The following is a 13,710-nucleotide window of genomic DNA, read 5'->3' on the forward strand; positions in this document are numbered from 1 at the left end:
CTTCAAAAGGAATAATCACTATGAAACTGCTTACTACTACAGCGCTGGTCGTCAGCATTTGTCTTGGGGCTGTTTTTGCAGCTGAAGCTGGAAATATTGTCGGCACTGTTAAGGCCTGGCAATACATGCAGGCTGAAGGCTGGAAATCAGCCGATGGCTTGGATGACAACACACTTCACAACACGCTCTATCAGGCCAGTGTTGTTGATAACTACCCGTGGACAAAACAGTTTCTGATACGTGTGCGTGGTGGTGGTGCACTGTTTCTTGCCGATAAGAAGACTCACACGATTCGACAACTGAAAGTGGAGCCTGTAGGTGAAACCTTCAATGACATTGAAACGGTTTATCAGGGAGAAAACAAAGGTGAAGGATGCTATTTCGCTATTATCGACAATCAATCTTCAGCACGGCAAAAAGCGATTGATGACCTTCTTAGTTACCCGCCCGTTGATGATGTCGATGCTAAAGCAAAAAAGATCAGACAGCAGATGACCCCGAAAGTCGTTATGGTCATGCCGGATAATTGTGTGAATAAGCAGCAACAGGCTGCTCTGGCAGCTAAACGTTCGGAAGAGGATCGGAAGTTACAGCAATGGGTAGCACAGCAAAGTCTGGCGGAATTATGTCGTCGTACGGGCAACTGCTGAAGTCCTTCCAGCAACAGCAAAGCGACCCTTTATCAAAATCAGGAGCATCATTTTTGAACCGATTTGTTAAAGCCTTACCTTTTATCGCAGGTTTTACGTGGTGCCATTTGCAACCCGCACAGGCCGACGAACAACGCTACATCAGTATCCGTAACACCGATACCGTCTGGGCTCCCGGCAATATTTGCGTTTATCAGTTTCGCCTTGATAACGGCGGAAGCGGTACAAGCTTCGGCCAACTGAATGTGTCACTGCGTTTGAAAGACGAAGCTGGCAAAACACTCGCACAAGGCGTCATGGAAGTGGCTCCCTTTGGAGAAAGTGACGCAACACGTTCACAAGACGCTTTTCTGGAACACGAATGTGTTGAAGGTGTCAGTGCTGTTGAAATTCTGAAGGTAACAGAATTGCATGCAGGTCATCAGACCGTTCTGCCACTGACCATATTCGATCCGCAGTATTACCAGCCATTGTCAGTATCAGTTGCCTTAAATTAACCGTCACGACTGGCTGAGAGGCGCAACTGCCATACCCCACCTTATCAGCACCCACTTAAAAAACTTCAGGCCATGCCTCCTCCGGGAAGCATGGCCTTTTTTGTTTTCAAACCACTAATACGGAATCAACATGGATCAAATCACTTCACACATCACCGCGTCACCCGTAACGGACAGGCAGCGCCTTGACTTCTGGCCGAAGCACTTCGGCAAAATCCCCCAGTGGATGCTGCTGGAGCCTCGTGCTTTCGCCTGGATGGATCGCCTGTGCGATGCCTACAACGGCGGATACTGGAATTATTACACGCTCAGCAACGGAGGTGCCTTCATCGCACCTGACAGCGAAGATAGCTGGGCCATGTTCAACAAACTGAATGGCAACAGTGCGGAGATGGGCAGCGAAGCCGCTGGCATTACCGTTTGCCTGCTGAACTGGAGCCACCATTCCTGCAGAACCGGAAGCCCCGCCATGAGTGAGCACTACTATCAGCTTCGTGAATTTGCGCTGAGCCATCCTGAAAGCAGCGCCATCATGCACATCATCGACTGACAGCGGAGAACACTATGGAAAATACCGTATTGCCTCACCCGCTCACTTCACACCGCACCATAAAACGCGCCCTGACACTGCTGGAAAATTATCTGCGTGAACCGGGCGTGGCGTTTGCCTCAGCAAACGCTACCCGCGACTGGCTGCGGCTGAACCTTGCCGGACTGGAGCGGGAAGTGTTTATAGTGGTGTTTCTGGATAATCAGAACCGGCTACTGGCACACGAAACGCTGTTTTGCGGCTCCATCGCCAGCACGGAAATTCATCCCCGCGAGGTGGTGAAAGCCGCATTGCGGCATAACGCCGCCGCAGCCATCTTTGCCCACAACCATCCATCCGGATATGCCGAACCCAGCAATGCGGACCGGCGCATTACCGAGCAGCTAAAAAAAGCGCTGGCGCTGGTTGAGGTGCGCGTGCTGGATCACCTGATTGTCGGCAGCAAAGAGATTGTTTCGTTTGCCGAACGTGGCTGGTCCTGAAGGAGGACATATGCATTCTCAACAATGGGGGCTTACGTGCAGTAAAACGCCGTACTTCGGTGCTAGGCTGGTGCAGGAAGGCAACCGACTGCACTTTCTGGCTGACCGGGCAGGATTTACCGGCGACTTCAGCGACGATGAAGCTCTTCGCCTTGACCAGGCTTTTCCGCTGATAATGAAACAGCTGGAGCAGATGCTGTCAGCCGGTAAGCTGAATCCCCGACAGCAGCAACGCGTTACCCTGCATCACATCGGATTGACCTGTGAAGCCGACACGCTCGGTTCGCACGGTTATGTTTACATCGCGATTTATCCCTCTTCGACTGTAACCGGCTGACCGGCCACCTCCCAAAACAGGACACACCCCATGCAAACTTTACCCTTACCCGAACCACGGGCGGCTGAGCCATGCCCGTCGCCCGTGCAGGTCTGGCAGCTGCTGCTCACGCATCTGCTGGATAAACATTATGGCCTCACGCTTAACGACACGCCGTTTGGCGACGACAGAGTGATTCAGGCGCACATCAACGCCGGTATCTCCCTGTGTGATGCTGTCAATTTCATTGTGGAAAGGTATGAACTGGTGCGCACCGACCATAGCTGTTTCAGCCTCACCGAACGCTCTTCACTGATTGGTGCCATCGACATTCTGCGTGCCCGTCGTGCGACCGGACTGATAGTAAGCAGCGGCTACAGCACCATTACCCGCATCACAACGGGCCGGTATCAGGGAGGAGAAGCACAGTGAAAATCCGCCTGAACCTTAACGCTGACAGCATCAATGTGCTGGCGCTGAACATGGGGAAAATCGCGGTCGATGTTGACGGTATTGAGATCGCGGAGCTGATAGCTGCCGTTAATGCTCAAGGGCTTACGCTGCGTATCGCGGAGGAACCCGGCGAGGTGATTGTGGAAACCAGCTCTCACCTTCTCCTAAGTAGCCTTGTAAGATAAGGCCAAGCGGACCGATAAAATGAAAATTAGTTTTAGGCACCATCTTAGGCACCAAAGAATAATTGAATTGAAGAATTAGCATTTTAATTCAGGTGGTTAGCGGACTAATTCAGACTCCGCCAGCCCACGGACTTTTTGTGCCAGCTAAATGCGGTGGCGGCCTTATCGCTGGCGTAGCTGCAACCAAGCATTCCGGCGGCAGCTCTGTCATCAGATACACATGTTTTGCGCCAACTCTTTTCAACCAATTTATCAGAGGAGAACTAAACCGATGCCAGGGCAGGCTTTCAGCCTGAGTGTCTACTGTACCTGCCTGCTGAATGTGTACCACTGTATGAAACTGAAGAGATTGCGCTAAAACCAATCATGTGCCCTTAATCCATTCATTTACCCCAGTGAAGGCTCAATAATGAGTATAAAACAGTCAGCGGCCGCAAATATTCAACACTTTGCCTGAAGAAACGCAGTGGAACGATATCGGAAAGGAAGGCATTCGTCATCACGTCCGCTCCTCGCAGGGATAGCGGATATTTACTTAATCATAATATATTGGTCATGCTGCAAGTTGCAGGTATGTTGGCTTGGTTACCCGGCTTATCCTGATAGCTCTTTGCATCGCCGCCCTGCTGCAACGCGAATGGTTTTGGTATATACTCACCGTATTTCAGGCTGCAGATACGTCGGCAGCACTTAATTATATGGCCCACGACGGGGCCTCAACTACCAGCAGCGCTGAAATCCCGGCCGGCATATTTTTCTGCTATCCGAATTATTTAGAGTATATATTTTTATTCCTGGTGAAAATTAGCCAGATAAAGAAACAATCACGTCATTGCGCAATTTACTAATATGCGTTCTCATCGCCTCAACGCTTTTTACCGCATCGCGCTGAGTCAGGTAATGAATAATATCCTGATGCTCGACATGATTTTCACTCTGGCGATGCAGTGGGCTGTGCAGGCGAAACAGGCGCACATTAATACGCAGCTTTTCCAGCATTTGCACCAGCACTTTATTGCCTGAGGATTCGGCGATAAAATTGTGCAGCCGGTCATCAAAGCGCCAGTATACATGTTCCTCATGCTCGCCAGACATCAACGCCTGCAGCTCGCTGGCATACTGGCCGAGTTCGTCCAGGTCGATACGCTCTACCGCGCGGTTTACCGCCTCGCACTCCAGCACCTCGCGCAGCGCCATGGTGTCCAGATATTCTTTAATATCCACGGAACGCACCGCATAAGAGCGAGCGCCGCGCCTCACCAGCAGATTCTCGCCCGCCAGTCGGACCAATGCTTCACGCATCGGCGTACGCGATACCTGCAATTCATCAGCCAGCCGCGATTCAGACATCTCGCTGCTGCCCGGAATTTTCCTTTCCAGAATCAACTCCCGCAGCAGCAGGTAAACCTGCTCAGAAAGACTGGCTGATTTCAGATAAAGTGGCTTAGCCGCCATAATCGCGGCAAGCACGTGATCCTGATAGTCTGACATGGAGCATGTTTACCTGTGTCCATAAAAGTAAGGGCCTAAGTGTAACGAATTATATGGCCGGAGGGAAAGGCGCCGCGCAGGGTAAAAAGCGCCCGTCGCCCGCCTGGCCACAAAAAGCCCCATCGACCCATACTACTTTGCCGCGCGCCAGCGTGATCGATGGCCAGGCGCGCAGCGCCTTACCCTCATACGGCGTGTAATCGGCGGCCGAATGCAGATCCGCATGGCGGATCGTTTTATCGCTCTGCGTATCCCAGATAACAATATCCGCATCGGCGCCAATCGACAGCGTGCCCTTCTGTGGATACAGCCCATACAACTTTGCGGGCGCCGTCGCGGTCAGCTCGACAAACCGCTGCGGCGTCAGCCTGCCGCTCAACACCCCTTCGCTCATCAGTAACGGCATACGCGTTTCCAGCCCCGGAATACCGTTGGGCACCCGATCGAACGAGGCGTTATCGCCATGCAGCTTCTTGCCGTGCGGATCGTCATAGTTATAGGGCGAATGATCGGACGAAAAAATGCTAAAGGTGCCGTTGGTCAGCCCGGTCCAGATCGCGTTTTGGCTGTCGGTATCGCGAGGCGGCGGGCTGCAGATACATTTCGCGCCGTGGAAATGATCGTCGATCCCCAGATCTTCCGCAGTCAGGAACAGATACTGTGGACAGGTTTCAGAGAAAATATTCAGCCCCTTGCCACGCGCCCAATAGATCTGCTCCAGCGCAGAGCGGCTGGAGACGTGCACCAGTAAAATCGGTACATCGACCAGTTCGGCCAGCGAAATCGCCCGGTGCGTCGCCTCCCTCTCGCCGATCTCGCTATGCGCAACGGCATGGAAACGCGGCGCGCTCTTACCCTGCTTTAACAGACGTTCAGTCAGCCAACTGATGCAGTCGTCGTTCTCCGCGTGGATCATGCTAAGCGCCCCCAGTTTGCGCGACGCATCCAGCACGTCAAGAATGTCGCGATCTCTGAGTTTCAGCGCGTCATAGGTCATGTAAATTTTAAATGAGCTATAGCCGGACGCCACCATGCGTGGCAGTTGTTCATTCACCACTTCAGGCGCGGCGTCGCTGATGATCAGGTGGAAGGCATAGTCGATACAGGCCTTACCGTCGGCGCGCCGATGGTAATCGGCCACCGCATTATCCAGGCTTTGCCCCTTAAACTGCATGGCGAACGGGATCACTGTCGTGGTGCCGCCGCAAGCGGCCGAGCGGGTGCCAGTGAGAAAGTCATCGGAACCGACAGAACCGTCGGCCGAAGGCTGATCGAGATGACAATGCGCGTCGACCCCGCCCGGCGTCACCATCCGCCCCGCCGCGTCAATAGTCTGTTCCGCCAGCGCCGGATCAAGCCGTTCGCCAATGGCGGCAATCCGCCCCTGATGAATACCGATATCGCCGGTAAAGCGATCCGCCGCAGTTACGATGTCGGCCCGGCGGATGATCAGATCATATGCTTTCATTAGCGCGTCTCGTTATTTAATTTGTTGCCGGCGCCGATCGCCGCCCCGGCCTTTTCGTCCTTCGGCGTATGCTCGCTGCGGTAAGCGTTAGCGTAATGTCGCTCAATGCGCCGCTGTATCAGATCCCACAGCGTGGTCAGAATCAGGTAATAAGTGGCGGCCACCATAAACAGCTCCAGCACCATAAACTTTTCCTGAATCAGCATCTGCGTACGGCGCAGCAGCTCTTCCATCGAGATCACCGAGGCAATCGAGGTGGTTTTCAGCAAGCCGTTAAAACTGTTGCCAAGAGACGGCAGGATCAGCCGCATCGTCTGGGGAAAGATAACGTAGCGCAGCACGCCCACACCGCCGAACCCCAGCGCTTTCGCCGCGTTGATCTGGCCACGCGGGACCGCCTGCACGCCGCCGCGGATAATCTCGGCCAGATAAGCTGCCTCATTCAGAATTAGGCCAATCAGCACCGCCTCCACAACGGTAAAGCGAATACCTATCTGCGGCAGGCCGGTATAGATGATGATTAACTGCACCAGCAATGGCGTGCCACGGAATATCCATGTATAGAATTTGGCCGCCTGGCTCAACCAGACTATCGGGGAGAGGCGGGAGAAAGCGAGTAACGCACCCAGCAGTAGGCCTCCGACCATCCCCACCAGGGTAAGACAGATGGTATAAACAACACCCATCATTAAATAATGATTGAACAGGTACTCGAAGTAACCTGCCCAGCTCCAGCCGTGATTCATTGCTCATCTCTCCCGTAAGGCAGTTACAAGGACGGGCCGTGAACGGTAAAAGTTCCGGACGTCGTTTGCGCATTAAAGCGTTTAAACAGGGCATCCAGGCTGCCATCGGCACGCATCTCGTTTAGGACTTTCGCCGTGGCCTCCGCCAGGGCGCGATCGCGGAACGCAAGAGAAACCGGCGTTGGCTCCAGGCCGGAAATCACCTGGCGAAACTGTCCCTGCCGCTGGTATTCATTGGCCACAGCATCCAGGCTGATCACTGCGTCCACTTGGCCGGCGCGCAGCGCCTGAAAAGCGATGGCGAAGTTATCAAAGGTGAGGATCTCGATCGGCTTGAGCTTTTTAGCCTGCAGCTCAGCGCTGACGCGGCGGATCGCTTTTTCTTCAAAACCGCCGATCTCCACGCCCACGCGCTTACCGACCAGATCCTCAGGCTTGCTGATGCTGGCAGGGTTATCCGGCATCGTCGACAGGCCCACTGACTGATTTTCATACGGGATCATCCACATGATTTTGGCGCGTTCCGGCGTAAAGAAAATACCGGTATTGATCATGTCCCAGCGGCCGCCCTGCAGCCCCGGCACCATGGCGGAAAACTCGATACGAATATAGTTGGGCTCAAGGCATAGCCTCTTCGCAATCTCTTTGCCCAGCTCGATACGCATCCCCTTCAGTTGGCCAGTGTTATCAACAAACTGTAAAGGCGGCAGCGTCGGGTTAGTGGACATATTTAACTGACCGGGAACGATCAGCTGCGCGCCGGCTGGCGCGCTACAGGCGGCGGCGAAAGATCCCGTGCTAACCAACAGCCCGGACAGCGCAACAGCGTGAAGCAAAGCAGACAATTTTTTCATATCGTTTTCCCCAGTAATGAACAAAGAGAGAATCGGTTACTGCATATTGATGCTATTAAGCACACCGAGCTTATCCAGCGCCTGGCGCAACGCCTGTTGGGCGGACGCCTCCAGCGGCAAACGCGGCGCGCGCGGATCGCCGACCGGCAGACCGAGCATATCGAGCCCGGCTTTGCTGGCCGAAACATAGAATGGCCCGCCCACGGCCCGGACGACAGGCACGATCTGTTTATAGATCGCCAGCGCTTCGTCGCGGTTCTGCCGGTCCACTGCAGCTTCAAACATCTGGGCGCACAGTTGCGGCAGTAGATTAGAGGCGACGGCAATCCAGCCGCAGGCGCCCAGCCAGAAGGATTCATAACCGAGAATGCCGGCGAATACGTTCATTTTGTCGCCGCACAGTTCGATGATGTCGCGCACCCGGGTGACTTCCAGCGTCGATTCCTTGATGTAATTCACCGTATCAATCTGCGCCAGCCGCGCGACCAATTTGGGTTGCAGATCAACATTCGCCGTAGCCGGGTTGTTGTAGATCATGATCGGAATGCTGATCGCTTCGCCGACTTTGCGGTAATGGGTGAAGAGCTCATCATCATTCGGGCAGCTATAGAACGGCGGAATGATCATCACGCCATCCGCCCCCATCGCCTCCGCTTCCCGGCTGAGTTCGATACAGTCGCGGGTCCATTCAGCCCCGGTGCCCATTAGCACGGGCACACGCCCTCTGCTGGTGCGAATCACCGTTTCGGTGACCAATTGTCGCTCTTCCCGCGTCATCGACAAAAACTCGCCGGTGCTACCAAGCGGAATAAGCCCATGAATTCCCTGTTCTATTTGCCATTCCACCAGCCGTTCCAATGCTGGCACGTCAATTGCTGCTCCATCAGGAGTAAATGGAGTGACTAAAACCGTATAGGTACCGCGAAAAGTTTCCATCGTTCTGTCCAAATGTAAATGAGGTTATTGCATACGAAGTGTATACGTATACAATGTGTATGCAACCTTTTTTTGGACAGGATCAAATGCGCCTTATTCATCCCTCAATTGAATGTGATTCTCCGACGATCCAGATCTGGTTCAACGGCACCCCGATTCCCGCCCAGCAGGGGGAAACCATCGCCGCCGCGCTGGCAAGAGCCGATCTGGTCAGCATTCGCCAGACTCAGAGCGGCGATCGTCGGGGGCTATACTGCGGCATGGGTGCCTGTTTCGAGTGCGTGGTGGAAGTCGACGGCTGTCCTGGGCAACGCAGTTGTATGACCAAAGTAGCGAACAGCATGCAGATCAGCAGTGCGCCGTCCACCCTTGACCAGCGCCAGGCGCTGAGCAATACGCCGTGCGAAAATGAACCGCCGCTGGAAACCTGTGATGTGCTGGTGGTGGGCGCGGGGCCTGCGGGGCTCTCCGCCGCGCTGGCCGCCGCACGCCAGGGGGCGAAAGTCTGTGTCCTCGACGAACGGGCGCAAAGCGGCGGGCAGTTCTATAAACCGCTGGCGCCATCGCACCGCTTTGTCCGCCGGGTGCCGGCGCAGTTCGCCAATGGACTCTCCCTCCTTACACAGTTGAAGGATGTTGGGGTTACCCTGTATCAGAACACTACCGTCTGGGGCGCCTTTGCAGCCGATGAAATCGCGGTGTTGATCGACGGTAAAGCGAGACTGTTCCGTCCCCGTAAACTGATCATCGCTGCCGGCGCCTATGAACGGCCGGTGCCCTTTCCCGGCTGGACCCTGCCGGGCGTCATGACCACCGGCGCGGCGCAAACTTTATCGCGGGCTTATCAGGTTATGCCCGGCCAGCGTATCGCGATCAGCGGTAATGGCCCTCTGAATCTACAGCTAGCAGCCGATCTGACCGCCGGCGGTGCCAGTGTGTGCGCGCTGTTGGAAACCGCCCCCCGGCCCGGCCTGAAAGACAGCGTACAGGCATTGAGGCTACTGAAAAATGCGCCGGACCTGATCGCCGAAGGGCAGAAATATATCGCGCGGCTGAAACTGGGCCGCGTACCGATGTACTGGGGGCAGACAGTGATTGCCGCACACGGCGCTGAACGGCTCGAGGCGATCACCGTTGCCCGGCTTGATCCGTCAGGCCAGGTCGTGCCCGGCAGCGAGCGGCGTATCGAGTGCGATGTGCTCTGCCTTGGCCACGGTTTTATTCCTTCCACCGAGCTGGCGCGCATGCTGGGCTGCGAGCAATACTTGCGCGACACCCCGTTCAGTACGCCGGCCATTAAAACCGATCCTGCCGGCGCCAGCAGCGTCGACGGGGTGTTCGTGGTGGGCGACGGCGCGGATCTGGGCGGCTCCCGCGTGGCGTTAGCCCGCGGCACGCTGGCCGGACTGGCCGCCGCCGCCGCGCTCGGGCTTGGCGACAATGCGCCCGCGCGGCGTCAGGCGGAAGCGAAGCTGCGGCGGGCGGAGGATTTTCAGCGCGCGCTGTGGCGTATCTACCAGGCGCCGCCGGTTAGTCTGTCCCATCTGCCAGACGACACGCTGATCTGCCGCTGTGAAAATATCACCCTTGGCCAGCTTCGCAGCCAGATCAAACAGGGCTATGACACGCCCGGCATGCTAAAACGCAATACCCGGCTCGGTATGGGCCCCTGCCAGGGGCGCTACTGTTCCGGCGTCGCTGCCCGCTTAATCAGCGAAATGACCGGGCGCCAACCCGACGTGGAAGGATTTTTCGCCCCCCGAGTGCCGGCCAAACCCGTTCCTATCGCCGCCCTAACGTTCGAAAAACCGGAATGGGGCGGCCACTTCCCGGCCATCACCCCCAACCTCGCCCGGCCGGTGGTCAACGACACGCTGCCAGAACAATCTGTCGACATCCTGACCATCGGCGCCGGCGTGCTGGGCAATTGCCTGGGCTATTACCTGGCCAGTCAGGGCGCCGACGTTCTGGTGATCGACCGCGACGAGGCCAATATGCAGGCTTCAGGCGCCAATGCCGGCAGTCTGCACGTCCAATTATTGTCATTTGATTTCGGCCAGAAAGCGCAGGCCGGCGGCGGCCCGGCAGCCCAGACGCTGCCGCTCGGCCCACACGCCATCCGTCAGTGGCAAATGCTGGAAGCGTTGAGCGGCGAGTCGCTGGAGATCAAAATCACCGGCGGCCTGATGGTCGCGGACAGCGAACAAGGGCTGCGTTTCCTTGAGCAAAAAATCCGCATGGAACGCAGTTACGGCATAGAGGCGGAACTGCTGGGCCAGGCGGATCTGCTGCGTCTTTCGCCGCACCTTGCGCCAACGCTGAAAGGGGCGGAATTCTGCCCGCTGGAGGGAAAAATCAACCCGTTGCGCGCCACCTATGTGGTCGGCCGTCTGGCTCGGCAACAGGGAGCGCGCTTCCAACGCGGCACCAACGTTCTGTCGATAGAAACGCTGCGCGAAGGCGGCTATCGCGTCACTACCAGCCGCGGCGTTATCCGCGCCCGGAGGCTGGTCAATGCCGCAGGCGCCTGGGCTGGCAGCGTCGGTCAGATGGCCGGTATTAACGTTCCGGTACGCGGCGCACCGCTGCAGATGATCGTGACTGAGCGGGCACCCAAAATGATCGACCACCTGATCGCCCATGCCGACCGCCATTTAAGCCTGAAACAGACCGTCAACGGCGGCCTGCTGATCGGCGGCGGCTGGAGCGCGGGCTTTTCCGCCGATATGCGCATGAATTACGCCCTGCGCCGCAGCATCGAAGGCAATTTATGGGTCGCCGCCAACGTGCTGCCGCCGTTGCGCGGGCTGCATATGCTGCGCAGTTGGGCCGGCATGAACGTCAACATCGACGGCGCGCCGATCATCGGCGAGGTGCCCGGCAAACCGGGCTTCTTCAACGCTGTGACCTCGAACGGCTACACGCTGGCGCCGATTGTCGCCCGCATCGTGGCCGATCTGATGACCCGTGGGCATACCGACATCGATATTTCCCCCTACCTTATTGAGCGTTTCAACTAAAGAGGCCGTATTGAATGAATGTGGATAAACAACGACTGGCAACTCTGATTGACGACGACTTCGCCGCCCAGGTCGATATGCTGAAAGCCCTGGTGCAGACGCCGTCGGATAATCCGCCGGGCGACTGCGCCCCGCATGCGGAACGTACGGCCCAGTTGCTGGAGGAAATGGGATTCACGGTAGAACGCCATCAGGTGCCGGCGGACGTTGTGCAGGGTGCCGGCATGCGCAGTGCAACCAACCTGATTGTGCGCGAGCATTTCGGCGCCGGCCCGACTATCGCACTCAATGCGCACGGCGATGTGGTGCCGCCCGGACAGGGCTGGAGCGTGGATCCCTACGGCGCGGAAATCCACGACGGCTGGCTATACGGCCGGGGCGCCGCGGTATCCAAATCGGATATTACCACCTTCGCCTGCGCGCTACGGGCGTTGAAACAGCTGGCCTCTCCCCTTGCCGGCTGCGTTGAGCTGCACGTGACCTACGATGAAGAGACAGGAGGCCAAACCGGCCCGGGCTGGATCCTCGATAACGTTAAAAGTCAGCCGGATTACGTGATCTGCGCGGCGCTGCCCTACCACGTAGTTACCGCGCACAACGGTTGCCTGCATCTGGAGATCACGGTGAAGGGCGTGTCAGCCCACGCGGCGATGCCGGACAGCGGCACCGATGCCATTGAGGCGGGCGTACAACTGCTGCAGGCGCTGTACGCCTATCGCGATAGTCTGGCGCTGCGCAGTTCGGCCATTCCCGGGATCGGTCATCCCACCATGGTGGTCGGCTTAATTAACGGCGGCATCAATACCAATGTGGTGGCTGATACGCTGACTCTGCGGCTGGACCGACGCATTATCCCGGAAGAATCCCCGGAAGAGGTTGAAGCAGAAATGCGCGCGCTAATCGCCCGCGTGGAGGAGACGCTGCCGCAGATCACGATTCAGGTGCGCCAAATCCTGCTGGCACGCCCGTTTACCCCGGTGGCGGGCAGCGATCGGCTGGCGGAACTGGTATGCAGGGAAGCCGAAGCCGTGCTGGGCGAACCGATTCCGGTGGTCGGCCTGCCGCTCTATACCGATGCCCGTCTCTACAGCAGCGCCGGTATTCCCACCATCATGTACGGCGCCGGTCCACGCACGCTGCTCGAAGCGAATGCCCACCGCGCCGACGAACGTGTGCGGCTGGAAGATCTGCGTCTGGCCACGCATGTTGTGGCGAACAGCCTGTTCTCTCTGTTATCCGAAGGAGTATAAAGTGATAAAAATCAACAATCTTTGCAAGTATTACGGAGACTTTCAGGTGCTGAAGAACTGCTCCGTTCAGGTGAATACCGGCGAAGTGGTTGTTATTTGCGGCCCGTCCGGCTCCGGCAAATCGACGTTAATTAAATGCATCAACGCGCTGGAAACCTTTGATCAGGGCAATATCCAGATCGATGAGATGCGGCTGGGCGATAAAAATACCCATTTGCCGGAGCTGCGCCGTCAGGTCGGCATGGTGTTTCAGTCATTCGAACTGTTCCCACATCTGACCGTGATGGATAATTTGGTGATTCCGCAGAGAAAGATCTTAAAGCGCAATAAGGCGGCCGCGCTCAGCAAAGGCCAGGAGCTGCTGCGACGCGTCGGCCTGCTGGAGCACGCCAATAAATATCCTGAGCAACTGTCCGGCGGGCAACAGCAACGCGTCGCCATCGCCCGAGCACTGGCGATGGAGCCTCGCGCAATGCTATTTGACGAACCGACATCTGCGTTAGATCCGGAAATGGTGGCGGAGGTGCTCGCGGTGATGGCCGAACTGGCGCACGACGGGATGACCATGTTCTGCGTAACACATGAGCTGGGCTTCGCGCGAAAAATAGCCGATCGGATATTATTTATGGATGCGGGAGAGATTGTTGAAGATACCGACGCCGAGCAATTCTTCCAGGCGCCGAAGTCACAGCGCGCGCGGGAATTTCTGCAGCAGGTGCTAACGCATTGAGGGAAGCTACTGCCAACCGATGGCGCCACCTGGCACACGCGGTGCGGAGCCAGCCTGGCGCTGGAGGGCGGATTGGATACGC

The 13,710-nt window shown here is 56.8% G+C and carries 15 protein-coding genes; 10 read left to right on the forward strand and 5 right to left on the reverse strand.

The window, feature by feature from the left end; all coding sequences use genetic code 11:
- Positions 1-20 precede the first annotated feature (20 nt).
- From ABFX35_RS17850 to ABFX35_RS17880, 7 genes are all read left to right on the forward strand, one after another.
- Positions 21-650, forward strand: coding sequence for a hypothetical protein (locus tag ABFX35_RS17850; protein ID WP_346082344.1), 630 nt, complete (start codon positions 21-23; stop codon positions 648-650).
- Positions 626-1,147, forward strand: a complete 522-nt coding sequence (locus tag ABFX35_RS17855) for an IrmA family protein (protein WP_346082345.1) — start codon at positions 626-628, stop codon at positions 1,145-1,147. Before ABFX35_RS17850 ends, ABFX35_RS17855 begins: the two co-directional genes overlap by 25 nt.
- Positions 1,148-1,277: 130 nt before the next feature.
- Positions 1,278-1,697: an antirestriction protein gene (locus tag ABFX35_RS17860; RefSeq protein ID WP_346082346.1), complete on the forward strand. Its 420-nt coding sequence runs from the start codon at positions 1,278-1,280 to the stop codon at positions 1,695-1,697.
- 14 nt (positions 1,698-1,711) lie between these two features.
- Positions 1,712-2,179 carry a RadC family protein gene (gene radC / locus ABFX35_RS17865; RefSeq protein WP_346082347.1) on the forward strand — a complete coding sequence of 156 codons (468 nt, stop codon included), beginning with the start codon at positions 1,712-1,714 and terminating at the stop codon, positions 2,177-2,179.
- 10 nt (positions 2,180-2,189) lie between these two features.
- On the forward strand, positions 2,190-2,516 hold the full coding sequence (locus ABFX35_RS17870; RefSeq protein ID WP_346082348.1) for a type IV toxin-antitoxin system YeeU family antitoxin: 327 nt from the start codon (positions 2,190-2,192) through the stop codon (positions 2,514-2,516).
- A 30-nt stretch (positions 2,517-2,546) separates the two neighbouring features.
- Entirely contained in the window at positions 2,547-2,927 is a 381-nt protein-coding gene (locus tag ABFX35_RS17875; protein ID WP_346082349.1) for a TA system toxin CbtA family protein, read from the forward strand.
- Entirely contained in the window at positions 2,924-3,133 is a 210-nt protein-coding gene (locus ABFX35_RS17880) for a DUF5983 family protein (protein WP_346082350.1), read from the forward strand. Before ABFX35_RS17875 ends, ABFX35_RS17880 begins: the two co-directional genes overlap by 4 nt.
- Before the next feature lie 804 nt (positions 3,134-3,937).
- Here the strand turns inward: ABFX35_RS17880 and ABFX35_RS17885 are convergent.
- From ABFX35_RS17885 to dapA, 5 genes are read right to left on the reverse strand one after another with little or no spacing between them, the layout of a single operon-like run.
- Positions 3,938-4,624: a GntR family transcriptional regulator gene (locus tag ABFX35_RS17885; protein ID WP_279026338.1), complete on the reverse strand. Its 687-nt coding sequence runs from the start codon at positions 4,622-4,624 to the stop codon at positions 3,938-3,940.
- A 49-nt stretch (positions 4,625-4,673) separates the two neighbouring features.
- On the reverse strand, positions 4,674-6,092 hold the full coding sequence (hydA, locus tag ABFX35_RS17890) for a dihydropyrimidinase (RefSeq protein ID WP_346082351.1): 1,419 nt from the start codon (positions 6,090-6,092) through the stop codon (positions 4,674-4,676).
- Positions 6,092-6,838 carry an amino acid ABC transporter permease gene (locus tag ABFX35_RS17895; RefSeq protein WP_346082352.1) on the reverse strand — a complete coding sequence of 249 codons (747 nt, stop codon included), beginning with the start codon at positions 6,836-6,838 and terminating at the stop codon, positions 6,092-6,094. The genes hydA and ABFX35_RS17895 overlap by 1 nt, the downstream gene beginning before the upstream one ends.
- Positions 6,839-6,861: 23 nt before the next feature.
- A complete protein-coding gene (locus tag ABFX35_RS17900; protein ID WP_346082353.1) occupies positions 6,862-7,692 on the reverse strand; it encodes an ABC transporter substrate-binding protein in 831 nt (276 codons plus the stop codon).
- Positions 7,693-7,728: 36 nt separating this feature from the next.
- The gene (dapA, locus tag ABFX35_RS17905; protein ID WP_121554535.1) at positions 7,729-8,628 is read right to left on the reverse strand and encodes a 4-hydroxy-tetrahydrodipicolinate synthase; all 900 of its coding nucleotides are present in this window, start codon (positions 8,626-8,628) and stop codon (positions 7,729-7,731) included.
- Positions 8,629-8,714: 86 nt separating this feature from the next.
- Between dapA and ABFX35_RS17910 the strand changes: the two genes are divergently transcribed.
- From ABFX35_RS17910 to ABFX35_RS17920, 3 genes are read left to right on the forward strand one after another with little or no spacing between them, the layout of a single operon-like run.
- Positions 8,715-11,648 carry an FAD-dependent oxidoreductase gene (locus ABFX35_RS17910; protein WP_346082354.1) on the forward strand — a complete coding sequence of 978 codons (2,934 nt, stop codon included), beginning with the start codon at positions 8,715-8,717 and terminating at the stop codon, positions 11,646-11,648.
- A 14-nt stretch (positions 11,649-11,662) separates the two neighbouring features.
- Positions 11,663-12,898 (forward strand): M20/M25/M40 family metallo-hydrolase, encoded by a 1,236-nt coding sequence (locus tag ABFX35_RS17915; protein ID WP_346082355.1) that lies wholly within the window; start codon positions 11,663-11,665, stop codon positions 12,896-12,898.
- 1 nt (position 12,899) lies between these two features.
- Positions 12,900-13,628 carry an amino acid ABC transporter ATP-binding protein gene (locus tag ABFX35_RS17920; RefSeq protein ID WP_279026351.1) on the forward strand — a complete coding sequence of 243 codons (729 nt, stop codon included), beginning with the start codon at positions 12,900-12,902 and terminating at the stop codon, positions 13,626-13,628.
- Positions 13,629-13,710 lie beyond the last annotated feature (82 nt).

The sequence above is a fragment of the Gibbsiella dentisursi genome, assembly GCF_039539505.1.
Taxonomy (GTDB): domain Bacteria; phylum Pseudomonadota; class Gammaproteobacteria; order Enterobacterales; family Enterobacteriaceae; genus Gibbsiella; species Gibbsiella quercinecans.